The sequence below is a fragment of the Isoptericola sp. NPDC057559 genome, assembly GCF_042801555.1.
Taxonomy (GTDB): domain Bacteria; phylum Actinomycetota; class Actinomycetes; order Actinomycetales; family Cellulomonadaceae; genus Isoptericola.
In genome coordinates, this window is sequence record NZ_JBHVFQ010000037.1 from 1 (window position 1) to 22,738 (window position 22,738).

A 22,738-nucleotide genomic window follows, 5' to 3' on the forward strand; every position below is an offset into this window, starting at 1 on the left:
ACCCGGCCACCCACACCTGGCGGACGCCGCCCCACGGCTCGAGCCCCTCTGCCTCGAGCTGGTCCGTGAAGACCCAGCGGTTGCCGGCGTCGCGCACGGCGTCGACGACGGCGCGGCCCGTGGCGACGTGGTCGGCCTGGTTGAGCATGCCGCCGGGGAACGACTCGCGGTAGTTCCCGGTGATCACCACCTCGGGACGGTGCCGGCGCACGGCGCCCGCGATCGCCCGGCGCAGCGGCAGGCCGTACTCGATCACCCCGTCCGCGAAGCCGAGGAACTCGACGTCGTCGACGCCCACGGCCCGCGCGGAGGCGACCTGCTCGGCCTCGCGCACCCGGCGCGCCTCGTCGGGGTGCATGCCGTCGATGCCCGCCTCGCCGCTGGTCACCATCGTGTAGACGACGCGCTTGCCCTGGCCCGTCCAGCGCGCGACGGCCGCGGCCGCGCCGAACTCCATGTCGTCGGGGTGGGCCACCACCGCGAGCGCCGTCGCCCAGGTCTCGTCGAGCGGGCGGAGGGGGTCGTCCTCGTGCGGGCGGTCGGGCGTCGTCGTCATGCCCACCACGCTAGCGACGCCGGGGCGCGGTCGCGCGCCCCGGCGTCGCCGGGCGGTCGGGGCCCCGGGCGAGCGGGCCGGGTCAGTAGGTCGTGAGGCCGTGGGACCGGAACACCTCGCGGACGGCCTCGGTCGCCTCGGGCGTCGGCGGCTCGGTGTCGTCGAGCTCGTAGGCACGGCCCAGCTCGGCCCACTTGTCGCGGGCCATCTGGTGGAACGGGAGCACCTCGACGCGCTCCACGGTCCCCGGGCGCACGGCCTCGATGTCGGCCGCGTGCCGCGCGACGGCGGCGACGTTCTCCGGGTCGTCCGTGAGCCCGGGCACGAGCACGAACCGCACCCAGACCTTCACGCCGCGCTCGGCGAGGCGGCGCCCGAAGCGGAGCGTGGGGGCCAGCGAGCGCCCCGTCACGCGCCGGTAGGTCTCCTCGTCGCCGGACTTGATGTCGAGCAGCACCAGGTCGGTGTCCTCCAGCATCGCGTCCGTCGCGTTGGCCCCGAGGAAGCCCGAGGTGTCGAGCGTCGTGTGCACCCCGAGCTCCTTCGCGCCCCGCAGGACGCGGGCGGCGAACGCGGGCTGCATGAGCACCTCGCCGCCCGAGAGCGTGAGGCCGCCGCCCGTCGCCGAGAAGATGCCGCGGTAGCGCGCGACGCGGGCCAGCAGCTCCTCGGCGAGGACGGGCTCGCCGTCCTTCATCGCCAGGGTGTCCGGGTTGTGGCAGTAAAGGCACCGCAGCGGGCACCCGTTGAGGAAGACGGTCAGCCGCGTGCCGGGGCCGTCCACGGCGGTCACGAGCTCCCACGAGTGCACCGAGCCGAGCTCGCCCGAGCGCATCAGCGCCAGGCGCTCGGACCGCTCGACGTCGGCCGTCTCGATCCCCCGCAGGCCGGCGCCGGCCCGGCGCCGGGAGGGGGCGTCCAGCAGCACCGGGCCGGCAGTCATGTCAGAGCCCCCCGTGGAAGGTCCGCGACAGCACGTCCAGCTGCTGCTCGCGGGTCAGCCGCACGAAGTTCACCGCGTAGCCGGAGACGCGGATCGTGAGCTGCGGGTACTTCTCCGGGTGCTCCATCGCGTCCTCGAGCGTCTCGCGCACGAGGACGTTGACGTTCATGTGGTAGCCGTCGGCGCCCACCGACGCGTCGAGCAGACCGGCCAGGTTGGCCACCTGCTCCTCGCGCGTGCGGCCGAGGCCGGACGGCACGACGGTGTTGGTCAGCGAGATGCCGTCCTGGGCCTGGTCGTAGGGCAGCTTCGCGACGGACAGCGCCGAGGCGAGCATGCCGTGCGTGTCCCGGCCGTTCATCGGGTTCGCGCCGGGCGAGAAGGGCTCGCCCGCGCGGCGGCCGTCCGGGGTGTTCCCGGTGGCCTTGCCGTAGACCACGTTGGACGTGATCGTCAGCACCGACTGGGTGGGCACCGCGTCGCGGTACATGTGGTGGCTGCGGATCTTGGCCATGAACGACTCGACCAGCTCGACGGCGATGGAGTCGACGCGGTCGTCGTCGTTGCCGTAGGCCGGGTAGTCGCCGTCGATCTCGTAGTCCACGACGATGCCGTTCTCGTCGGCCACCGGGACGACCCTGGCGTACCGGATCGCCGACAGGGAGTCGGCCGCGACCGACAGCCCGGCGATGCCGCAGGCCATGGTGCGCAGCACGTCCTTGTCGTGCAGGGCCATCTCGAGCCGCTCGTACGCGTACTTGTCGTGCGACCAGTGGATGCAGTTCAGGGCCTCGACGTACGTCTCGGCGAGCCAGTCCATGGTGCGGTCGAAGCGGGCGCGCACGTCGTCGTAGTCGAGCGGAAGGCCCGGCGCGACCGCGGGGAACGCCGGCGAGACCTGCTTGCCGGTGACCTCGTCCTTGCCGCCGTTGATCGCGTACAGCAGCGCCTTGGCGAGGTTCACGCGGGCGCCGAAGAACTGCATCTGCTTGCCGACGGCCATCGGCGAGACGCAGCACGCGATGGCCGCGTCGTCGCCCCAGGCGGGGCGGATCTGCTCGTCCGACTCGTACTGCACGGCCGACGTGTCGATCGACACCTTGGCGCAGAAGTCCTTGAACCCCTGCGGCAGGCGCGGGCTCCAGAAGACGGTCATGTTCGGCTCCGGCGCCGGCCCCAGGTTGTACAGGGTCTGCAGGAAGCGGAACGAGTTCTTCGTGACGAGCGGGCGGCCGTCGTCACCCATGCCGCCGATCGTCTCGGTGACCCAGGTCGGGTCGCCGGAGAACAGGGCGTCGTACTCGGGCGTGCGCAGGAAGCGCACGATGCGCAGCTTGATGACGAAGTCGTCGATGATCTCCTGCGCCCCGGCCTCGGTGAGGCGCCCGGCCTGCAGGTCCCGCTCGATGTACACGTCGAGGAACGTCGACGTCCGCCCGAGCGACATCGCGGCGCCGTTCTGCTCCTTCACCGCGGCGAGGTAGCCGAAGTAGAGCCACTGCACGGCCTCGCGGGCCGTCGTCGCGGGGCCGGAGATGTCGTAGCCGTAGGACGCGGCCATCTCCTTGAGCTCGCCGAGCGCGCGGATCTGCTCGGCGTGCTCCTCGCGCTCGCGCGCCACCGACTCGGTGAACGGCTGGACGTCGAGGCCGAGCTTGTCGACCTTCTTCGCGGCGATGAGCTGGTCGACGCCGTACAGCGCCACCCGGCGGTAGTCGCCGATGATGCGGCCGCGGCCGTAAGCGTCGGGCAGGCCCGTGATGATGTGGGAGCTGCGCGCCGCGCGGACGGCGGGCGGGTAGACGTCGAAGACACCCTGGTTGTGCGTCTTGCGGTACTCGGTGAACACCTTCTTGAGGTCCTCGTCGACCGGGTAGCCGTAGGTCTCCAGCGCGCCCTCGACCATGCGCCAGCCGCCGTTCGGCATGATCGCGCGCTTGAGGGGGGCGTCGGTCTGCAGGCCGACGACCAGCTCGGCGTCGCGGTCGATGTAGCCGGGGCCGTGCGCGGTGATGCCCGCCGGGGTGTGCGGGTCGACGTCGTAGACGCCCTTCTCGCGCTCCGCGGGGAACATCGCCGACAGCTTCTCCCACACCCCGGTGGTGCGCGCCGTCGGCCCTTCGAGGAAGCCGTCGTCGCCCGTGTACGGGGTGTAGTTGCGCTGGATGAAGTCGCGCACGTCGATGCCGTCGCACCAGGGCCCGGGCGTGAACCCGCGCCAGGCGGTGGTCGTGGTGGGTGCCGCGTCGGTGGTCATAGGGAGCCCCCTCCTTCTGAGGTATGACCACAGCCTATTCGTGAAAGCCTTCACAAGCGAGGTCGAGGGGCTGTGACGTCGCAGACACCTTCGGATCAGTCGAGGACAGCCCCGGGCGGGGAGGCCGCCAGGGCGATCGCCTCGCGCGTCGTCGCGGCGACGACGTCGGGCCGGTCCGGGCCGTCCCACGACCGGCCGTGGGAGACCCACGCCGTGCGCGTGCCGGCCGCGCGGCCGACCGCCACGTCCGCATGGGCGGCGTCGCCGACCATCCACACCTGGCGCCGGTCGGCGTCCGCCGCACCGAGACGCTCCAGCGCGATCTCCACGATGCGGGGGTCCGGCTTGGCGACGCCCTCCTCCTCCGAGACGACGACCGCGTCCACGTGGCCCTCCAGCCCGCAGCGCGCGATCTTGCCCCGCTGCTGGGCGGACGTCCCGTTGGTCACGACCGCCACCCGGTGGCCCGCGCCGCGCAGCACGTCGAGCGAGAAGAGCACGCCGTCGTAGAGCTGGACGCCGTCGAGGATCCCCGCCCGGAACCGCTCGATCGCGGTCGGCACGCCCTCGTCCCAGCCGAGCCGGGCGATCAGCACGCGTGCGAGCGCCTCCTTGGACCCGTGGCCGCCCTCGTCGGCCGCGAGGATCGCCGCGAGGTCGTCGGCGGTCGCGCCCGCGGCGTCGACCTCGGAGATCGCCCAGGACGCGAACGCCTCCGCGCGACCCACGAGCGTGTTGTCGAGGTCCAGCAGCCAGATCATGACGGGAGGCTACCGACCCCGGGCGCCGCCGCGCCCGGCGTCTCGGCCGACCACGGCCGGCGGCGTCGGCTCAGCGTCGGCTCAGCGCCGGGCGAGCGCCGCGAGCGCGTCGCGCACGGCGTCCTCGGCCCGCATCCGCTGCTGGCCGATGACCTGGTCGCGGGTGGCGTGGTCGAGGAACGCCACGGGCAGCCCGACGTGCACGAACGGTGTGCGCACGCCCTGCTCCCCCGCGCGCTGCGCGGTCATGGCGCCGACGCCGCCGTCGACCACGCCGTCCTCGATCGTGAGGACCAGGTCGTGCTCGCCTGCGAGCTTCACCAGCGCCTCGGGCACCGGGAGCACCCACGTGAGCGCGACGACGTCGACCGTGAGGCCGTGTGCCGCCAGCGACTCGCCTGCCGCGAGCGCCGTGCCCACCATGGAGCCGACACCGACCACGAGCACCTTGGCGTCCGCGGTCGCGGCGCCCGCGCCGGGCGTGTGCCGCGCGACCACGTCCACGCCGTCCAGCTCCTCGAGGGCCGGGAGCGGGTCGGACAGGGCACCCTTGGGGTAGCGCACGACGGTCGGCGCGTCGTCCACGTCGACGGCTGCGCGCAGTGCGGCGCGCAGCGTGGGCTCGTCGCGCGGCGCGGCCAGGCGCAGGCCCGGCACGATGCGCAGCATCGCCATGTCCCACATGCCGTTGTGGCTGGCGCCGTCGTCGCCGGTGACACCGGCCCGGTCCAGGACGAACGTCACGCCCGCCCGGTGCAGCGCCGTGTCCATGAGGACCTGGTCGAACGCGCGGTTGAGGAAGGTCGCGTAGACGGCCACCACGGGGTGCAGGCCGGCGAACGCCATGCCGGCCGCGGACGTCGCGGCGTGCTGCTCGGCGATGCCGACGTCGAAGGTGCGGGCGGGGAACTCCTGCGCGAACGGCGCGAGCCCCACGGGGTGCAGCATCGCCGCGGTGATCGCGACGACGTCCGGCCGGTCGTGGCCGATCTTGACGATCTCGTCGGCGAAGACCTTGGTCCAGCCGAACCGCGACGGCGCGACGGGCAGGCCCGTCTCGGGGTGGATCTGCCCCACGGCGTGGAAGCGGTCGGCCACGTCCTGCTCGGCGGGCGTGTAGCCGCGCCCCTTCTCCGTGATCGCGTGCACGATGACCGGGCCGCCGTACGCCCGCGCGCGCCGCAGCGCGTGCTCCATGGCGACCACGTCGTGGCCGTCGACCGGCCCGATGTACTTCAGGCCGAGGTCCTCGAACATGCCCTGCGGCGCGACGACGTCCTTGAGACCCTTCTTCAGCCCGTGCAGCCAGTCGTAGGCGAAACGCCCCGGAGCGCCCGTGCGGTGCAGGGTGCGCTTGCCCCACGACAGGAACGCCTCGTAGCCGCGCGTGGTGCGCAGGGTGTTGAGGTGGTTCGCGACGCCGCCGATGGTGGGCGAGTACGACCGGCCGTTGTCGTTCACGACGACGACGAGGCGGCGGTCCTGCGAGGCGGCGATGTTGTTGAGGGCCTCCCACGCCATGCCGCCGGTGAGGGCACCGTCGCCGATGACGGCTGCGACGTGCTTGTCCGGTCGGCCCTGGACGGCGTTGGCCTTGGCGATGCCGTCGGCCCACGACAGCGCCGTCGACGCGTGCGAGTTCTCGACGACGTCGTGCTCCGACTCGGCACGCGACGGGTAGCCGGACATGCCGCCGACCTTGCGCAGCGCGGAGAAGTCCTGGCGCCCGGTGAGCAGCTTGTGCACGTACGCCTGGTGCCCCGTGTCGAACACGAGGGTGTCGTGCGGCGACTCGAAGACGCGGTGCAGCGCGATCGTCAGCTCGACGACGCCCAGGTTCGGCCCGAGGTGCCCCCCGGTCCGCGACACCTGGTCGACGAGGAAGGCCCGGATCTCCGCCGCGAGCTGCGTCGTCTGCTCCGGCGTCAGCCGTCGGACGTCCTCTGGCGAGCCGATGCTGCTCAGCAGGCTCATGCGTTCCTCCCCGTTCATAACCACACCACAATAGGCGGTCCGCAGCGTCCCACAGGCCGTCCCCCGACACCTCCCGGCGTCGCACGGGGTAGTTTCGACCCTGCCGACGGGAACACGTGACCGCCGGCGAGCGTTCGAGGGACGGACGAACCTCCCTCGGCACACTTCTCAGGGGACACCTGTGCGCTTTCTCGACGGGCAGCAGCCCACCACCGACCTCACCTACGGCGACGTCTTCATGGTCCCGTCCCGCTCGGACGTGACCAGCCGCTTCGACGTCGACCTCGCCACGGACGACGGCACCGGCACCACGATCCCCGTGGTCGTCGCGAACATGACGGCCGTCGCGGGGCGCCGGATGTCGGAGACCGTCGCCCGCCGCGGCGGCATCGCGATCATCCCGCAGGACATCCCGGTGGACGTCGTCGCCGACGTCGTGGCCGACGTGAAGTCCAAGGACCCCGTCATCGAGACGCCCGTCGTCGTCGCGCCCACCGACACCGTCTCCACGGTGCTGACCCTGCTGGGCAAGCGCGCGCACGGTGCGGCCGTCGTGGTGGCCGACGGCAAGCCCGTGGGCGTCGTCACCGAGGGTGACTGCGCGGCCGTGGACCGGTTCGCGCAGGTGCACCAGGTGATGTCGGACGACGTCGTCGCGCTCGACGCCGTCCAGCTCGAGGCCGACGGCCTCGAGGCGACCTTCGAGCGGATGCACGCCGCCAAGATCCACCTGGCGCCGGTGGTGCGCGACGGCGTCCTCGCGGGCGTGCTCACGCGCAAGGGCGCGGTGCGCTCCTCGGTGTACCGCCCGGCGCTCGACGCCGCGGGCCGGCTGCGCGTCGGCGCCGCCGTCGGCATCAACGGCGACGTCGCCGCCAAGACCCGCGAGCTGCTCGACGCCGGCGTGGACGTGCTCGTCGTCGACACCGCGCACGGGCACCAGTCCACCATGCTGCGGGCGCTGGAGGCGGTGCGGTCGGTGTCGCCGGACGTGCCGGTCGTCGCGGGCAACGTCGTCACGGCCGCCGGCGTGCGCGACCTCGTCGCCGCGGGCGCCGACATCGTCAAGGTGGGCGTCGGCCCGGGCGCCATGTGCACCACGCGCATGCAGACCGCCGTGGGCCGCCCGCAGTTCTCCGCCGTGCTGGAGTGCGCGGCGGCCGCGCGCGAGCTCGGCAAGCACGTGTGGGCCGACGGCGGCGTGCGGCACCCGCGCGACGTGGCCCTCGCCCTGGCCGCCGGCGCGTCGCAGGTGATGGTCGGCTCCTGGTTCGCCGGCACGTACGAGTCGCCCGGCGACCTGCACGACGACGGCACCGGCCGCCTCTACAAGGACTCGTTCGGCATGGCGTCGGCCCGCGCCGTCGCCGCCCGCACCGCCGGGGCGGGCTCGGCGTTCGGCCGGGCGCGCAAGGCGCTCTACGAGGAGGGCATCTCCACCGGGAAGATGTACCTCGACCCGCGCCGCCCGGGCGTGGAGGACCTCCTGGACGACATCACCTCCGGCCTGCGCTCGAGCTGCACCTACGCCGGCGCACGCAGCCTGCCGGAGTTCCACGAGCGGGCGCTGGTGGGCGTCCAGTCCGCCGCGGGGTACGCCGAGGGCATGCCGGTCGCCACGAGCTGGTGAGCCGGTGACGACGACCCCCGGGACGGGCGGGGCGGCGGGCGCGGAGCCCGCCGCCCACGCCGCGCGCGCCCAGCTCGCGGAGCTCGCCGCCGACCGTGGCTTCCTGGGCGACTGGGGCCTCGCGCGCGGCGAGCTGGACGCCGCGGCCGCCCGCCCGGCGGCCGTCCTCGTGCTGTTCGGGGTGCTGGACGACCTCGCCGCGGACCACGACGCCCAGGCCCTCGCCGTCGCGCACGACCTCGACGTGCTCCTCCTGGAGCGCGCGTCGACGCTGCGTTCGCACGCCGGGCAGGTCGCGTTCCCGGGCGGGCGGGCGGAGGACGGGGAGACTCCCGTCGACGCGGCGCTGCGCGAGGCGGTCGAGGAGACCGGCCTCGACGCGGGCGGCGTCGAGGTGCTCGGCGCCCTCGCCCAGCTGCCAATGCCCGTGAGCAACCACCTCGTCACCCCGGTGCTGGGGTGGTGGGCGCGGCCCACCCCAGTGCGCGTGGTGGACGTCGCCGAGTCCGCGCACGTCTTCCGCGCCCCCGTGGCCGACCTGCTGGACCCCGACCACCGCGTGACGACCGTCCTGCGCCGCGGCGGCCGCACCTGGCGAGGGCCGGGCTTCGAGGTGCTCGACGCCGCGGGCGTGGCGCACCTGGTGTGGGGCTTCACCGCGGGCATCCTCGACGCCGCGTTCGACCGCCTGGGGTGGACCGAGCCGTGGGACCGCGGCCGCGAGCGCGAGCTCTGACCTACGGTGTCGGCGGGGGCCGCTAGCGTCCGCGCCATGGAACCCGGCTCCCCTTTCCTCGCCCTGCGCACGGGCCGCCCCGAGGGCACGCCCTACACCCTGACCGTCCACGACCTCGGGCTGGTGCACGTGCCGTCCGGCAGGCTCGAGGCCTCCGACCCGTTCGTGACGCTCGGCGAGGGCCTGGAGGTCCCCGTACCAGCCGGCGCCTACCCCGTGCGCGTCACGGTCGCCGACGTCTCGCAGGAGCAGGACGCCAGCCACCTGCGCGAGGCCTACCTCTCGGTGGTCCTCGCCGACGCGCCCGACGCCGAGGTCCGGCCCTTCGTCCCCGAGGGACGCAGCACGACGGACGAGCACGGCGAGCCGCTGTGGTTCGGCGTGGGCGTCGACGCCGGCACGGTCGGCTTCGCCGACGCCCGGGCCGTCCGGGCCGCGACCGCTGCGGTCGACGACTGGTACGGCGAGGTCGTCGACCACGGCGGCCCCGACTCCTGGTTCGCGCTGCAGGACTCCCCCGACCACCTCGTCGTCGGGGCGGCGAACGCGCCGCTCCCCCACGCCGACGGCGAGAACGTCGTGCTGTCCCACTCGGGGTGGGGCGACGGCTTCTACCCGGTGGTCACGACGCACGACGCTGACGGCGCGCTCACCGGGGTGCACATCGATCTCCAGGTGCTCACGGCCGAGCCGTGGTGGAACGAGGACGACGACCCCTCCGAGGCTTGACCGCCGGGCGGACGGTCGTCCGCGATGATGGTCCGGTGCCTGCCGCCGAGATCGACGTCGACGTCGCCCTGACCCGCGCGCTGCTCGCCGAGCAGCACCCCGACCTGGCCGACCGGCCGCTGGAGATCGTCGCCCACGGCTGGGACAACGTCATGGTGCGGCTCGGCGACGACCTCGCGGTGCGGCTGCCGCGGCGGGCGCTGGCCGCACCTCTGGTCGAGCACGAGCAGCAGGCGCTGCCCGCCCTGGCCGCACGGCTGCGCGCGGCGGTGCCCGACGTCGTCGTACCGGTGCCGGTGCGGCTGGGCCGGCCGAGCGCCGCGCTCGGCTATCCGTGGTCCTGGCACGTGGTGCCGTGGGCGGGCGGGGTGAGCGCGGAGGCCACCGACGTGGCGGCCCGCGTCGCCTGGGCGCCCACGCTCGGCCGCCTCCTCGCCGCGGTGCACTCCCCCGCGCCGGACGACGCGCCCTCGAACCCGGTGCGCGGGGTGCCCCTGGGCGAGCGCGCGGAGGCCCGCGACCCGTCGGTCCTCGACGAGCGCCTCGCCGCCGCCCCGGCGGCCACCCGCGCGGCCGCGCGCCGCCTCTGGGACCGCGCCCTGGACGCCGCCGCGTTCGACGGCCCGCCCGTCTGGCTCCACGGCGACCCGCACCCCGCGAACCTCGTCGTGGCGCCCGGCGAGGACGGTCGGCCGGACCGACTGTCCGCCGTCGTCGACTGGGGCGACGTGACGTCCGGCGACCCGGCCTCCGACCTGGGGTCGCTGTGGCTGTGCTTCGACGACGCCGGGCGCGCCGCCTGCCGGGCCGAGATCCAGGCGCGCGCGAACGCGGGCCGCGGCTGGGACGAGGCGACATGGGCGCGCGCGGCGGGCTGGTCGCTGCTGTTCGCGACGAACATGCTCGCCCACCCACAGCTGCACCCCCGGATGGTCCCCATCGGACGCCACGCCCTCGCCGCGCTGCTCGACGGCGCCGCCTGAGCGGCGGCACGGACGTCTGCGGCAGACTCGGGCCATGGCCCGCGACGCGCAGACGACGACCTGGACCGACGCGGACCCGCGGGCGTTCGTCGCCGCCGTCGCCCGACCCGTGCGGCGGCGGGACGGGCAGACCCTGCTCGCCCTGATGGAGCGCGCCACCGGGCAGCCCCCGCGGATGTTCGGCACGTCGATCGTGGGCTTCGGCGAGTACCGCTACGCGTACGCGAGCGGCCGCACGGGCCACGCGGCCGCCGCCGGCTTCTCTCCGCGGGCGGCCGCGAGCGTCGTCTACCTCTCCGACGGCACGGAGGCGCACGCCGGCGCGCTGGCCCGCCTCGGCCCGCACACGACCGGCGTGGGGTGCCTGTACCTCAAGGATCTCGCGCAGGTGGACCTCGACGTCCTGGAGGGGATCGTCGCCGCGTCCTACGCCGCGCTCACGGCCGGCACGTACGGGCTCCGGGCACGCGAGGGCGGCGACGGGCCAGAGCACGCGCCGCCGGCCGGGTGAGCTAGTCGGCGGCGAGGGCCGCCGGGTCCGCGCCGCGGGCCTCGAGCGCCCCTCGGACCGCCGCGAGCGCGCGGGCGTAGACGCCGTCGTCGCCGAGCAGCAGCGAGCCGTCGTTCGCGGCGTTCAGCATCGCGGTGATCTCGAAGGCGAGCTGGTCGACGTCGGTGTCGGCCGCGAGCTCCCCCGCTCCCACCGCCAGCTCCGCGTGCCGGCGCAGGTAGGAGGTCCAGTCGCGGTGGGCGGCGACGACCGCGTCGCGCACCGACCCGTCCTGCGTGTCGAACTCGACCTCCACCGTCCGGAAGAAGCAGCCGCCCGCGAAGACCCGCCGTCGGGAGTAGTCCGACCACCGCCGCACGAGCGACCACAGCCGGGACAGCCCCGGCGCCGCCTCCCGGGCGGGGTCGACGACCGCGTCGACGAACATCCCCCGGGCGTGCTCGACGGCCGCGAGCTGGAGTCCCTCCTTGCCGCCGAAGAGCCCCGCGATGCCGCTCTTGTTCACCGGCAGCCGCGCGGCCAACGACCCGAGGGTGAGCGCCTCGAGGCCGCGCACGGAGGCGTCCTGAACGGCGAGGTCGAGGACGGCGCGGCGCGACCGGTCGCCCCGCAGACGGCGCCCGTCCGTCGAAGGTGCGGTCGAGGGGTCTGTCCGCGTCTCGATGGTCACCTGATGAGTGTACGACCGTTCGTTCGGTGTTAGTGTGCGAACGATCGTTCATCTTCCTCCTGTCCCGCCCTCCCCCCAGGAGTCCGCCGTGCCCTACGTCCCCACCGCCGTCAGCACGGGCTTCCGCGTGCTGTCCGCCGTCGCTCCCCCGCTCGCCGTGCGCCTTGCCGCCCGCACCTTCTGGCACTTCGGGCCGCCCGCGCCGGTGCGTCCCGCCGACCGCGCCGTGCACGACCGCGCCGCGCGCGGCACGGTCTCCGTCGGCGACGAGTGCCTTGTCACCTACCGCTGGGGCGACCGGGACGCCCCGGCCGTCCTGCTCGCGCACGGCTGGAAGAGCAGGGCGTCCCGGTTCGCCCCGCTCGTCACCGCGCTCCGCGAGGCCGGCCTCGCCGCGGTGTCGTTCGACGGCGTCGCCCACGGCGACTCGACCGGACGCCGGATGTCCGCCCTCGACCACATGGCGGCCATCCGCGCCGTCCACGACACCGAGGGGCCGTTCACCGCCGTCGTCGGCCACTCCCTCGGCGGCCTCGCGGCTGGCCTCGCCCTCGCCGACGGCTTCCCTGCCGACCGGTTCGTCTCCGTCGCCACCATGACGGGGTTCGACGCCTTGGCGGGAGCCTTCCTGCGGCTCGTGGGCATGCCCGCGAGCCTCCACGACCGCTTCTGCGACCACGTCGAACGCACCTTCCCCGGCGACGTGCGCGACATCCGTACACGGGTCGACCTCGTGCGGCACCCGGTCCCGGCACGCGTGGCGACGCTGTTCGTCCAGGACGACGACGACCGGATGTCCCTGCCGTCGGGCGCACCGCTGCTGCGCGCGGCGGTGCCGGGAAGCGAGCTCCTGACCACCCGAGGACTCGGGCACACCCGCGTGCTGGACGACCCCGCCGTCGTGGCCGCCGTCGTCGCGCACGTCACGGCGCCCCGGCCGGCGACCGCGAGACGGTGAGCGTGAGACGGTGAGCGTGAGACGGTGAGCGCGGCCCCACCCGCCCAGGGCAGGCTCGCGGGAGGTGCACGGTGCGCGTGGTGGTCGTCGGCGGCTCAGGGCGGATCGGGGCCCGTCTCGTCGCGCGGCTCCGGGCGCGCGGGGACGACGTCGTGGTGGCGTCGCGGCGGACGGGCGTCGACGTCGTGACGGGAACCGGCGTCGACGCCGCCCTGGCGGGCGCCGACGCGGTCGTCGACGTCTCTCGCTCGCCCTCCATGGCGCCCGACGACGCCCGGGAGTTCTTCACCACGGGCACCCGCACGCTGCTCGACGCCGGGCAGCGCGCATGCATCGGGCACCACGTCCTGCTGTCCGTCGTCGGGGCCCGCCGCCTGCGCGGGGCTGGCTTCCTGCAGGCCAAGGTCGCCCAGGAGGACCTCCTCGCCTGCTCCGGGCGGCCGTGCACCGTCCGGGCGGCCACACAGTTCTTCGGCTTCGCGTCCGGGATCGCGGACGCGTCCACGCGCGACGGCGCGAGCGGCCCCGAGGTCCGGCTGCCCGACGTCGCGGACCAGCCCGTCGCGGAGGACGATGTCGCGGCCGAGCTGCTGCGCGTCGTCGACGCCGGGCCCGCCGACGCGACGCTCGAGCTCGCCGGCCCGGACCCCATGCGGCTGCCCGCGTTCGTCGCCTCGGGGCTGGCCGCGCAGGGCGACCCGCGACCCGTCGTCGTCGACCCCGACGCGACCTACTTCGGCGCCGCCGTGACCGGCGACGAGCTGCTGCCCGGCCCCGGCGCCCGGCTCGGAGTCGTGCACCTCGCCGACCGGCTCACGAACCGCTGATCGCGCGAACGACGAAGAGACTCGGGCGACGCCGAGATCAGCTGGCGAACGAGCGGTCCGTGCGGATGTCGTCGAGGTGTCGACGAGAGACACCGGACCCCGAGGCGGATCGTGCTCACGGTGCTGCCGACGGCGCTGCACTTCCCGCCGGAGAGGCGGCTCAGCGCCGAGCGCCAGGAGTCGGGGCGGCGGGACCGCCCGGCCCATGAGGCGGATTCGTACCGTCCCGACGGTCGACCACGGTGGGTAGAAGTTGGGTTGCCAGCACGTGCGCTGTGGCCGCTAGCGTCTCGACATCCATCCCGGCGCGGCCCATGAACGTCAAGCCCTGCTGCGTGGCCAGCAGCGCCCGCGCGACACCGACGGGGTCGATGGAGGCGCTCAGGTCACCCTCCACCTGAGCCCGTCGCGCACCCTCGGTCAGCACCGCGATGATCCCCTCGTAGGCTCGCCGCGCCTCCGCGGCGACGACACGATCGGCAGAAGCCAGCTCGGTGGCGCTGTTGGCGAGCAGACAGCCGCGCCGGGCAGCCCTCCCTGCGGGGTCGCCCACCGGCATCATCACGAACGAGCGCAGCGCGTCCACCGCGCGTGGAGCCGAGTCGATCGACCCACGCACCGCGTGGTCGAGCGACGCCACGTACCGGCGCAGCACCCGGAGGAAGAGTTGGTGCTTGTCCCCGAAGGCGGCGTAGAGGCTGCCCTTACCCAGGCCGCTGACCCGCATGAGGTCCTGGAGCGACGTCGCCGCGTAGCCCGCGTTCCAGAACTGGTCACGGACAGCGCACAACACCGCGTCCTCGTCGAACTGTCGTGGCCTTGACATCGCCCCACCGTATCAATTCTTGACCGATCGGTCCACCAAGAATATCGTGGACCAATCGGTCAAGAACTGGCCCGCACGCCATCGCGGCCGCCGGTCACCCGCCCACTCCGGCGGTTCACACACCACATCGCAGAGGACGTCTACTCATGGGTCAGCTCACCGACAAGACAGCCCTGGTCACCGGCGCGAGCACAGGCATCGGGTTCGCCGCGGCGAAGCGCTTCATCTCCGAGGGCGCGTGCGTCTACCTCACCGGACGCCGAAAGCAGGTGCTCGACGCCGCGGCCCACGAGCTGGGCGACCACGCGATCGCTATCCAGAACGACGTCTCCGATCTGGACGACCTCGACAGGCTGTTCGAACGGATCGCCGCGGACGGGAATCGCCTCGACATCCTCTTCGCGAACGCCGGCGGCGGCGAAGCGAGACAGCCCCTCGCCTCGCTCACGCCCGAGGCCTTCGACCACACCTTCGGGATCAACCTGCGCGGCACCGCCTTCACGGTCCAGAAGGCGCTCCCGCTGCTGAACGACGGCGGGAGCATCGTGCTCACAGGGTCCAGCTCGGCGCACCGCGGCACCTCCGGCTTCGGGGTCTACTCCGCCACCAAGGCGGCCATCAGGCAGCTCGGCCGAGTCTGGGCCGCCGAGCTCGCGCACCGCGGCCTGCGCGTCAACACGATCGTGCCCGGCCCCACCGACACGCCAGGGCTCCGCGGCCTCACCGAGAACCCGGAGCAGGCGGGCGCGTTCCTCGACGAGATGGCGAGCAGCACACCCCTGCGACGCACTGCCGATCCGGCCGAGATCGCCAACGCCGTCCTCTTTCTGGCATCGGATCAGTCCAGCTTCATCACGGGCAGCGAGCTGTTCGTGGACGGCGGCGAGGTCCAGGTCTACCCCTGACCGGAAGGGCGCAGGGGCGGTCTCGATCCACCCCGGTTCCGTGCCGGCGCGCCGGGACGGGGACAAGAGTGCGGCGGAGCGTCACGATCGGCGTCCTGGCGACATGCCTTCCCGCACCCCCTGAGCACGACGGCGCCCCGCCCCTCCGCGCGGGAGGGACGGGGCGCCGTCGTGGTGCGGTGCTGTTCGTCAGGCGACGAGCGAGCGCAGCACGTACTGCAGGATGCCGCCGTTGCGGTAGTAGTCCGCCTCACCGGGCGTGTCGATGCGCACCACGGCGTCGAACTCGACGGACGTGCCGTCGGCCTTGGTCGCGGTGACCTTGACGGTCTCCGGGGTGGCGCCGTCGTTCAGCGCGGTGATGCCCGCGAAGTCGAACGACTCGGTGCCGTCCAGGCCGAGCGAGTCCGCGTTCTCGCCGGCCGGGAACTGCAGCGGCAGCACGCCCATGCCGATGAGGTTGGAGCGGTGGATGCGCTCGAACGACTCGGTGATGACGGCCTTGACGCCCAGGAGCGCGGTGCCCTTGGCGGCCCAGTCGCGCGACGAGCCGGAGCCGTACTCCTTGCCGCCGAGCACGACCAGCGGGGTGCCCTGCGCCGCGTAGTCCTGCGCCGCGTCGTAGATGGTGTCCTGGGCGTTCTTCACGAAGTTGAACGTGAAGCCGCCCTCGACGCCGTCGAGCAGCTGGTTCTTGAGGCGGATGTTGGCGAACGTGCCGCGGATCATGACCTCGTGGTTGCCGCGGCGCGAGCCGTAGCTGTTGAAGTCGCGACGCCCCACGCCGTGCTCGGCCAGGTACACGCCGGCCGGGCTGTCCGCCTTGATGGAGCCGGCGGGCGAGATGTGGTCGGTCGTGACGGAGTCGCCGAGCTTCGCGAGCACGCGGGCCCCCGAGATGTCGGAGACCGGCGACGGCTCGGCGCCCATGCCCTCGAAGTACGGGGGCTTGCGCACGTAGGTGGACTCGCCGTCCCAGGAGAACGTGTCGCCCTCCGGGGTCTCCAGCGCGCGCCACCGCTCGTCGCCCGTGAAGACGTCCGCGTAGTCCTTGGTGAACATGTCGCGGTCGATCGAGGCGTCGATCGTGGCCTGGACCTCCTCCGGCGTGGGCCAGATGTCCCGCAGGAACACCGGGTTGCCGGCCTCGTCGCGGCCCAGCGGGTCGGACTCGAAGTCGAACTCCATCGTGCCCGCGAGCGCGTAGGCGATGACCAGCGGCGGGGACGCCAGGTAGTTCATCTTCACGTCGGGGTTGATGCGGCCCTCGAAGTTCCGGTTGCCGGACAGCACCGAGACGACGGCGAGGTCGTGCTCGTTGACGGCCTCGGAGATCTTCTCGTCCAGCGGGCCGGAGTTGCCGATGCAGGTGGCGCAGCCGTAGCCCACGAGGTGGAAGCCGAGCTTCTCGAGGTACGGCCAGAGGCCGGCCTTCTCGTAGTAGTTCGTCACGACCTGCGAGCCGGGCGCCATCGACGTCTTGACCCACGGCTTGGACACGAGGCCCTTCTCCACGGCCTTCTTGGCCAGGAGCGCCGCCGCGAGCATCACGGACGGGTTCGACGTGTTCGTGCACGAGGTGATCGAGGCGATCGCGACCGCGCCGTGGAACAGGTCGAACTGCTTGCCCTCGCTGTCGGTCACGGGCACCGTGCGGCGGCCGTTCGCGTGGATGGCGGGCGAGTCGGAGGCCGGGAAGGACTCCTTCTCGGCCTCGTCGACGACGTCCGTGACCTCGGGGGCGTACACCGGCAGGTCGCGACCGAAGGCCGACTTGGCGTGCGAGAGCTCGATGCGGTCCTGCGGGCGCTTCGGGCCGGCGATCGACGGCACGACCGTGCCGAGGTCCAGCTCGAGGTACTCCGAGAACTTCGGCTCCACGTAGGACGCGGCGCTCGGGTCGAGCCACAGGCCCTGCTCCTTGGCGTACGCCTCGACGAGCGCGAGCTGCTCGTCGCTGCGGCCGGTGAGGCGCAGGTAGTCCAGGGTGACGTCGTCGATCGGGAAGATCGCGGCCGTCGAGCCGAACTCGGGGCTCATGTTGCCGATGGTGGCGCGGTTGGCCAGCGGCACCTGGGCGACGCCGGCGCCGTAGAACTCGACGAACTTCCCGACCACGCCGTGCTGGCGCAGCATCTGGGTGATGGTGAGCACGACGTCGGTCGCGGTCACGCCGGCCGGGATGGAGCCCGACAGCTTGAAGCCGACCACGCGCGGGATGAGCATCGACACCGGCTGGCCGAGCATGGCAGCCTCGGCCTCGATGCCGCCGACGCCCCAGCCCAGGACGCCGAGGCCGTTGACCATCGTGGTGTGCGAGTCGGTGCCGACGCAGGTGTCGGGGTAGGCGCGCAGGACGCCGTCGACCTCGCGGGTCATGACGGTGCGGGCCAGGTACTCGATGTTGACCTGGTGCACGATGCCGGTGCCCGGGGGGACGACCTTGAAGTCGTCGAACGCCGTCTGGCCCCAGCGCAGGAACTGGTAGCGCTCGTGGTTGCGCTGGTACTCGAACTCGACGTTGCGGACGAACGCGTCGGCGCGGCCGGCGACGTCGATCTGCACGGAGTGGTCGATGACCATCTCGGCGGGCGCCAGGGGGTTGATCTTCGACGGGTCGCCGCCGAGCTCCGCGACGGCCTCGCGCATCGTGGCGAGGTCGACGACGCAGGGCACGCCGGTGAAGTCCTGCATGATCACGCGCGCCGGCGTGAACTGGATCTCCGTGTCGGGCTGCGCGTCCGGGTCCCAGGACGCGAGGGCGCGCACGTGGTCGGCCGTGATGTTGGCACCGTCCTCGGTGCGCAGGAGGTTCTCGGCGAGGATCTTCAGGGAGTACGGGAGGCGCTCGGCGCCCTCGACGGCGGAGAGGCGGAAGATCTCGTAGGCCTTCCCGCCGACCTCCAGCGATCCCTTCGATCCGAACGTGTCCACGCTGCTCACTGCGGCTCCTTCTGCGGGGCTGGCCGACGGCGGCACCGTGCGCGCTGCGGCGCGACGGTTCCGACGCCGTGGGTTCTGGGGGGCTCCGCCCAGCGTACGCCGGGCACATCACCAGCATAGCCCATATATCTTGACGTCAAGATATCTCGGCGTCAGGTCCCTGCGCCGAGGGCGGCGCCGCCATTCCCGTACGGCGCACGGGAACAAGGCCGCGGGGCCGGACGTTGTGCTGCTGCCCTCGACCGGAAGGACGCCCGATGACGCTGCCCGCACCCGCCCCCGAGTCCCCCGCCGCGACCACCGCCCCCGACGCGCCGCCCGTGCTGCCGCCGCTCGCCGCCCAGGCCGAGGTGCTGATCGGGCGCGGCGTCGTGCCGCCCGAGTCCCTCACCCCTGCCGCGCTGCGTGCCGCCGCCGCCGACCTCGCACGGACGGCCCCCACGGGGTCGCTCCTGGTCGTGCACCCGCGGCTGCTGCCGCCGTCCGCCCTCGCCGGGCACCTGCGCCGCCAGGCCGCCGTGCGGGGGCGCCCCGTGGAGCGCGAGGGCTTCGTCGTCGTCGACATGACCGACGTCGACGACTTCGCGCCCGTGCCCGGCCTCGACGTCCCCGACACCGACGTCTACGCGGTCGCCGCCGTGGACCGCGGCGACGCGATGGCGAACTGGTCGCCCGAGGAGGCGGAGCCCGCGATCGCCGCCCGCGGCCGCAGCCCGCTCACCCTCGCCGAGGGGATCCACTGGGTGCTGCAGTCCCCCGACGCGCTCGCCCGGAACCTCTGCTTCATGACCATCGGCTCCCGGCTGCGCCGCGCGAACGGCACCTACGACGCCCGCACGCCCGCCGTCTGGATCTCGAACGGCACGGGCCGCGACGGGAGCGCCCGCCGCGGCGCGCCCAAGGTCGGCTGGTGCTGGTGGCGCAACCGGCACACGTGGCTCGGGTTCGCGTCGACGACGGGCCGGCACGCCTGACCCGGACGACGTCGAGCGTGCTGACGTGATCCTCGAACGGCCGGTTTAGGGATCAAGTCAGCACGCTCGATGCGGACCGGTCAGCGGTCCAGGACCGCGACGGCCTCCACGTGGTGCGTCATCGGGAAGAGGTCGAACGCGCGCAGCCCGGCGAGCTCGTAGCCGTGCCCGGCGAGGTACGCCACGTCGCGGGCGAGGGCCGCGGGGTCGCACGCCACGTAGACGACGCGGCGCGGCCCGCGGCCGGCGATCGCGTCGACCACGGCCCGGCCGGCGCCGGCGCGGGGCGGGTCGAGCACGACGACGTCGGCGGCGCCCACGTCGTTCCCCGAGGCATCGCCGTCGGCGAGGACGCGGTCGACGGCGCCCAGGTGCAGCTCGACCTGCGGCAGGTCGTGGGCGTTGCGGCGGGCGTCCTTCACGGCGCGGGCGTCGCCCTCGACCGCCACGACACGGCCGGAGCCGCCGACCGCCGCGGCGAGCGGCACGGTGAACAGGCCCGCGCCCGAGTACAGGTCGAGCACGGTGGCGCCGTCGGCGTCGTGCACGGCGTCGAGCACCGCGCCGGTCAGCAGGTCGGGCGCCGCCCGGTGCACCTGCCAGAAGCCGTCGGCCGCGACGCGGTAGCGGTGCTCGGCCCCGCCGGCGCGCACCGTCTCGGCGACCGCGCGGCGGGCGTTGGGGCGCGTGTCCCCGCGGCCGCGGCGCCAGGGCACGTCGTCGACGAGCAGGACGGGGTCGGCGCCGTCCGCGGGCGCCACCAGCTGGAGCTGCGCGCCCGGGTGCCAGCGCCGCGTCCACACGCCCTCCGCCTCGGCGAGCGCGGCGACCTCGTCGCTACCCAGCGGCATCCCCTCCAGGGGGACGACGTCGTGGCTGCGGAACCGCCGCATCCCCGCGCGGCCCTCGGCGTCGGCCACGAGGTCGACGCGCGTGCGGTAGCCGAGGCCACCGCGCTCGTCGTCGCCGGGCGCGGCCTCGACCTCGACGTCGCGCTCGAGGCGCGCGAGGCGCTGGAGCTGCTCGGCGAGGACGGCGGCCTTCCACCGGCGCTGCGCGGGGAGGGCGACGTGCGCCAGCTCGCCGCCGCCCACGCCGCCCGGGCCGGCCTCCGGCCAGGCGGACGGGACGCGGTCGGGCGACGCCTCGAGGACCTCGACGGCGTCCGCGCGCCAGAACCGGGAGCCGGTCTCGGTGACGCGGGCGCGCACGCGCTCGCCCGGCAGGGTGTGCCGCACGAAGACGACGCGGCCGTCGAGCCGGGCCACGCAGTGGCCGCCGTGCGCGATCGGGCCGACCTCCAGCTCGACCTCGCGCCCCACCTCGGGGTCGGGGGCGGTGGTGCGGGGGCGCGGCGCGGAACGGCGAGGTCGGGGCATGGGCACCATTCTCCCCCGGACCCGGGCGCGGGCCGACCGCGGCGGCTGTGTCGTGCCCGACCCACGGAGAGGCCCGCGGGGATCAGTACCGCGGGCCGCGGGGCGAGGTGCCCTCCAGGCCGGTCTGGCCGGCCGACGACGAGAGCTGCCACGGCACGGACGCCACGACCACGCCGGGGGTGAAGAGCAGGCGTCCCTTGAGCCGCAGCGCGGACTGGTTGTGCAGCAGCTGCTCCCACCAGTGGCCCACCACGTACTCGGGGATGTACACGACCACCAGGTCGCGCGGCGAGTCACGGCGCACGGACCGCACGTACTTCAGCACGGGGCGCGTGATCTCGCGGAACGGGGAGTCGAGCACGCGCAGCGGCACGGGCAGGTCGAGCTCCTCCCAGCGGTGCCGGATGTCGGCGATCTCGTCGGCGTCGACGCCCACCGTCACGGCCTCGAGCACGGACGGCCGGGACGCCCGCGCGTACGCGAGCGCCCTCATCGTCGGCTTGTGGATCTTGGAGACCAGCACGATGGCGTGCACGCGGCTCGGCAGCGCGCGCGCCCCCGCCACGTCGTCGAGGGCCAGCTCCTGGCGCACCCGGTCGTAGTGGGAGCGGATCGCCTTCATGAGGCCGAAGAGCACGCCCATGGCGAGCAGCGTGATCCAGGCGCCGTGGGTGAACTTCGTGGCGAGCACGATGACGAGCACCGTCGCCGTCATCACGAAGCCGACGCCGTTGACCACGCGGGAGCGCTGCATCCGCGCGCGCTCCTTGGGGTCGGGCTCCTTGCGCAGCGCCCGCGTCCAGTGCCGCACCATGCCCAGCTGGGACAGCGTGAACGACACGAACACGCCCACGATGTAGAGCTGGATGAGGCGGGTCACCTGGGCGTCGAACGCCACGATGAGGACGATCGCCGCGACGGCGAGGGTGATGATGCCGTTCGAGAAGGCGAGCCGGTCGCCGCGGGTGTGCAGCTGGCGCGGCAGGAAGCCGTCCTTCGCCAGGATCGAGCCGAGCACCGGGAAGCCGTTGAAGGCCGTGTTGGCCGCGAGCACCAGGATCAGGCCGGTGACGACGGAGATCGCCACGAACAGCGGCGTGAACCCCTGGAACACCGCGCCCGCGAGCTGGCTGATCACGGGGTGCTGGTTGTAGTCCGCCGGCAGCGGCTGGCCGCCGGAGGTCAGCTGCTCGTGCGCGTCCTCCACGTACTTCACGCCCGTGGCCTGGGCGAGCAGCAGGATCGCGATCATCATCGTGGCGGAGATGCCGCCCAGCAGGGCGAGGGTGGTCGCCGCGTTGCGCGACTTGGGCTTGCGGAACGCCGGCACGCCGTTGCTGATCGCCTCGACGCCGGTCAGCGCCGCACAGCCGGAGGCGAAGGCCCGCGCGAGCAGGAACGCGCCCGCGAGCCCCGTGAGCCCCTGGTCGAAGCCCGCCTCGGGCGTGATCTCGAAGTTCGCGCTCTCGGCGAGCGGCAGGTCGCCCGCGAACCAGCGGATCGCCCCGACCACGGCGAGCAGCCCGATGAGCGCCATGAAGCAGTAGGTCGGGATCGCGAAGACCGTGCCCGACTCGCGCACGCCGCGCAGGTTCATCACCGTGAGGATCACGACGACGATCACCGCGAACAGGGCCTCGTGGCCCCGCAGGAACGGCAGCGCGGACGCCGCGTACTGCGCGCCCGAGGAGATCGACACCGCCACCGTGAGGACGTAGTCGACCAGCAGGGCCGACGCCACGCCGATGCCGGCGGACGGTCCCAGGTTCGTGGTCGCGACCTCGTAGTCACCGCCGCCCGACGGGTAGGCCCGCACGTTCTGCCGGTACGACGACACCACCACGAGCAGCACCACGACGACGACGAGCCCGACCCACGGGGAGACCGTGGTCGCGGCGATCCCGGCGACCGCGAGGGTCAGGAGGATCTCGTCCGGCGCGTACGCCACGGACGACAGCGCGTCCGACGCGAAGACGGGCAGCGCGACGCGCTTGGGCAGGAGCGTGTGCCCCAGGTTCTCGCTGCGCATGGGGCGCCCGATGAGGAGCCGTTTGGCAGCGTCCGCGATGTCCGACACGTCGAGCAATGCTATGCCCCGCGAGGCCCGCCGTCTCGCGCCGGGGCACCGCGAGGAAGGACGGTCTCGCGAGGTATAGCGTTTCGCTCGTGCACTTCG

Annotated in this window: 19 protein-coding genes; 9 read left to right on the forward strand and 10 right to left on the reverse strand. The window is 73.7% G+C overall.

Features of this window, described 5'->3' with window-relative positions:
* The 5 genes from ACFU5J_RS20340 to dxs all read right to left on the reverse strand — a co-directional run.
* Nucleotides 1-556 (reverse strand): PIG-L deacetylase family protein (locus ACFU5J_RS20340; protein WP_430579933.1); only part of this gene is annotated, 556 nt, incomplete at its 3' end.
* An 82-nt stretch (nt 557-638) separates the two neighbouring features.
* The gene (gene pflA, locus ACFU5J_RS20345; protein WP_430579934.1) at nt 639-1,499 is read right to left on the reverse strand and encodes a pyruvate formate-lyase-activating protein; all 861 of its coding nucleotides are present in this window, start codon (nt 1,497-1,499) and stop codon (nt 639-641) included.
* A 1-nt stretch (nt 1,500) separates the two neighbouring features.
* A complete protein-coding gene (pflB, locus tag ACFU5J_RS20350) occupies nt 1,501-3,756 on the reverse strand; it encodes a formate C-acetyltransferase (protein WP_430579935.1) in 2,256 nt (751 codons plus the stop codon).
* A gap of 95 nt (nt 3,757-3,851) precedes the next feature.
* A complete protein-coding gene (locus ACFU5J_RS20355) occupies nt 3,852-4,517 on the reverse strand; it encodes an HAD family hydrolase (protein WP_430575908.1) in 666 nt (221 codons plus the stop codon).
* Between the two features lie 81 nt (nt 4,518-4,598).
* Entirely contained in the window at nt 4,599-6,491 is a 1,893-nt protein-coding gene (gene dxs / locus ACFU5J_RS20360; protein ID WP_430579936.1) for a 1-deoxy-D-xylulose-5-phosphate synthase, read from the reverse strand.
* 181 nt (nt 6,492-6,672) lie between these two features.
* Between dxs and ACFU5J_RS20365 the strand changes: the two genes are divergently transcribed.
* From ACFU5J_RS20365 to ACFU5J_RS20385, 5 genes are read left to right on the forward strand one after another with little or no spacing between them, the layout of a single operon-like run.
* Complete coding sequence (locus ACFU5J_RS20365) at nt 6,673-8,121, forward strand: GuaB1 family IMP dehydrogenase-related protein (protein WP_430579937.1); 1,449 nt, start codon at nt 6,673-6,675, stop codon at nt 8,119-8,121.
* A gap of 4 nt (nt 8,122-8,125) precedes the next feature.
* Entirely contained in the window at nt 8,126-8,857 is a 732-nt protein-coding gene (locus tag ACFU5J_RS20370) for an NUDIX hydrolase (protein ID WP_430579938.1), read from the forward strand.
* A 36-nt stretch (nt 8,858-8,893) separates the two neighbouring features.
* A complete protein-coding gene (locus ACFU5J_RS20375; protein WP_430579939.1) occupies nt 8,894-9,586 on the forward strand; it encodes a DUF4241 domain-containing protein in 693 nt (230 codons plus the stop codon).
* Between the two features lie 35 nt (nt 9,587-9,621).
* Nucleotides 9,622-10,569, forward strand: a complete 948-nt coding sequence (locus ACFU5J_RS20380; protein ID WP_430579940.1) for a phosphotransferase — start codon at nt 9,622-9,624, stop codon at nt 10,567-10,569.
* Between the two features lie 34 nt (nt 10,570-10,603).
* A complete protein-coding gene (locus tag ACFU5J_RS20385) occupies nt 10,604-11,080 on the forward strand; it encodes a DUF1801 domain-containing protein (RefSeq protein WP_430579941.1) in 477 nt (158 codons plus the stop codon).
* Between the two features lies 1 nt (nt 11,081).
* Here the strand turns inward: ACFU5J_RS20385 and ACFU5J_RS20390 are convergent, their stop codons facing one another.
* The gene (locus ACFU5J_RS20390; RefSeq protein ID WP_430579942.1) at nt 11,082-11,750 is read right to left on the reverse strand and encodes a TetR/AcrR family transcriptional regulator; all 669 of its coding nucleotides are present in this window, start codon (nt 11,748-11,750) and stop codon (nt 11,082-11,084) included.
* 88 nt (nt 11,751-11,838) lie between these two features.
* Between ACFU5J_RS20390 and ACFU5J_RS20395 the strand changes: the two genes are divergently transcribed.
* Complete coding sequence (locus ACFU5J_RS20395) at nt 11,839-12,708, forward strand: alpha/beta fold hydrolase (RefSeq protein ID WP_430579943.1); 870 nt, start codon at nt 11,839-11,841, stop codon at nt 12,706-12,708.
* 71 nt (nt 12,709-12,779) lie between these two features.
* Nucleotides 12,780-13,535, forward strand: coding sequence for an SDR family oxidoreductase (locus ACFU5J_RS20400; RefSeq protein ID WP_430579944.1), 756 nt, complete (start codon nt 12,780-12,782; stop codon nt 13,533-13,535).
* A gap of 160 nt (nt 13,536-13,695) precedes the next feature.
* Here ACFU5J_RS20400 and ACFU5J_RS20405 read toward each other — a convergent pair whose 3' ends face one another.
* Entirely contained in the window at nt 13,696-14,361 is a 666-nt protein-coding gene (locus ACFU5J_RS20405; RefSeq protein ID WP_430579945.1) for a TetR/AcrR family transcriptional regulator, read from the reverse strand.
* Between the two features lie 146 nt (nt 14,362-14,507).
* Between ACFU5J_RS20405 and ACFU5J_RS20410 the strand changes: the two genes are divergently transcribed.
* Complete coding sequence (locus ACFU5J_RS20410) at nt 14,508-15,266, forward strand: SDR family NAD(P)-dependent oxidoreductase (RefSeq protein ID WP_430579946.1); 759 nt, start codon at nt 14,508-14,510, stop codon at nt 15,264-15,266.
* Nucleotides 15,267-15,455: 189 nt separating this feature from the next.
* Here ACFU5J_RS20410 and acnA read toward each other — a convergent pair whose 3' ends face one another.
* Nucleotides 15,456-18,209 carry an aconitate hydratase AcnA gene (gene acnA / locus ACFU5J_RS20415; RefSeq protein WP_430575920.1) on the reverse strand — a complete coding sequence of 918 codons (2,754 nt, stop codon included), beginning with the start codon at nt 18,207-18,209 and terminating at the stop codon, nt 15,456-15,458.
* A 257-nt stretch (nt 18,210-18,466) separates the two neighbouring features.
* On the opposite strand from acnA, the gene ACFU5J_RS20420 reads away from it, so the two are divergent.
* Complete coding sequence (locus ACFU5J_RS20420; protein WP_430579947.1) at nt 18,467-19,183, forward strand: DUF5701 family protein; 717 nt, start codon at nt 18,467-18,469, stop codon at nt 19,181-19,183.
* An 80-nt stretch (nt 19,184-19,263) separates the two neighbouring features.
* On the opposite strand, the gene ACFU5J_RS20425 is transcribed toward ACFU5J_RS20420, so the two are convergent.
* Nucleotides 19,264-20,562 carry a class I SAM-dependent RNA methyltransferase gene (locus ACFU5J_RS20425; protein ID WP_430579948.1) on the reverse strand — a complete coding sequence of 433 codons (1,299 nt, stop codon included), beginning with the start codon at nt 20,560-20,562 and terminating at the stop codon, nt 19,264-19,266.
* 82 nt (nt 20,563-20,644) lie between these two features.
* On the reverse strand, nt 20,645-22,639 hold the full coding sequence (locus ACFU5J_RS20430) for an APC family permease (RefSeq protein WP_430575923.1): 1,995 nt from the start codon (nt 22,637-22,639) through the stop codon (nt 20,645-20,647).
* Between the last annotated feature and the right edge of the window lie 99 nt (nt 22,640-22,738).

Coding starts and splice junctions, on each gene's coding strand:
- pflA (WP_430579934.1), bottom strand. CDS start 1,499: ATGACTGCCGGCCCGGTGCTGCTGGACGCCCCCTCCCGGCGCCGGGCC.
- ACFU5J_RS20355 (WP_430575908.1), bottom strand. CDS start 4,517: ATGATCTGGCTGCTGGACCTCGACAACACGCTCGTGGGTCGCGCGGAG.
- ACFU5J_RS20420 (WP_430579947.1), top strand. CDS start 18,467: ATGACGCTGCCCGCACCCGCCCCCGAGTCCCCCGCCGCGACCACCGCC.
- dxs (WP_430579936.1), bottom strand. CDS start 6,491: ATGAGCCTGCTGAGCAGCATCGGCTCGCCAGAGGACGTCCGACGGCTG.
- ACFU5J_RS20375 (WP_430579939.1), top strand. CDS start 8,894: ATGGAACCCGGCTCCCCTTTCCTCGCCCTGCGCACGGGCCGCCCCGAG.
- ACFU5J_RS20385 (WP_430579941.1), top strand. CDS start 10,604: ATGGCCCGCGACGCGCAGACGACGACCTGGACCGACGCGGACCCGCGG.
- ACFU5J_RS20405 (WP_430579945.1), bottom strand. CDS start 14,361: ATGTCAAGGCCACGACAGTTCGACGAGGACGCGGTGTTGTGCGCTGTC.
- ACFU5J_RS20410 (WP_430579946.1), top strand. CDS start 14,508: ATGGGTCAGCTCACCGACAAGACAGCCCTGGTCACCGGCGCGAGCACA.
- ACFU5J_RS20425 (WP_430579948.1), bottom strand. CDS start 20,562: ATGCCCCGACCTCGCCGTTCCGCGCCGCGCCCCCGCACCACCGCCCCC.
- pflB (WP_430579935.1), bottom strand. CDS start 3,756: ATGACCACCGACGCGGCACCCACCACGACCACCGCCTGGCGCGGGTTC.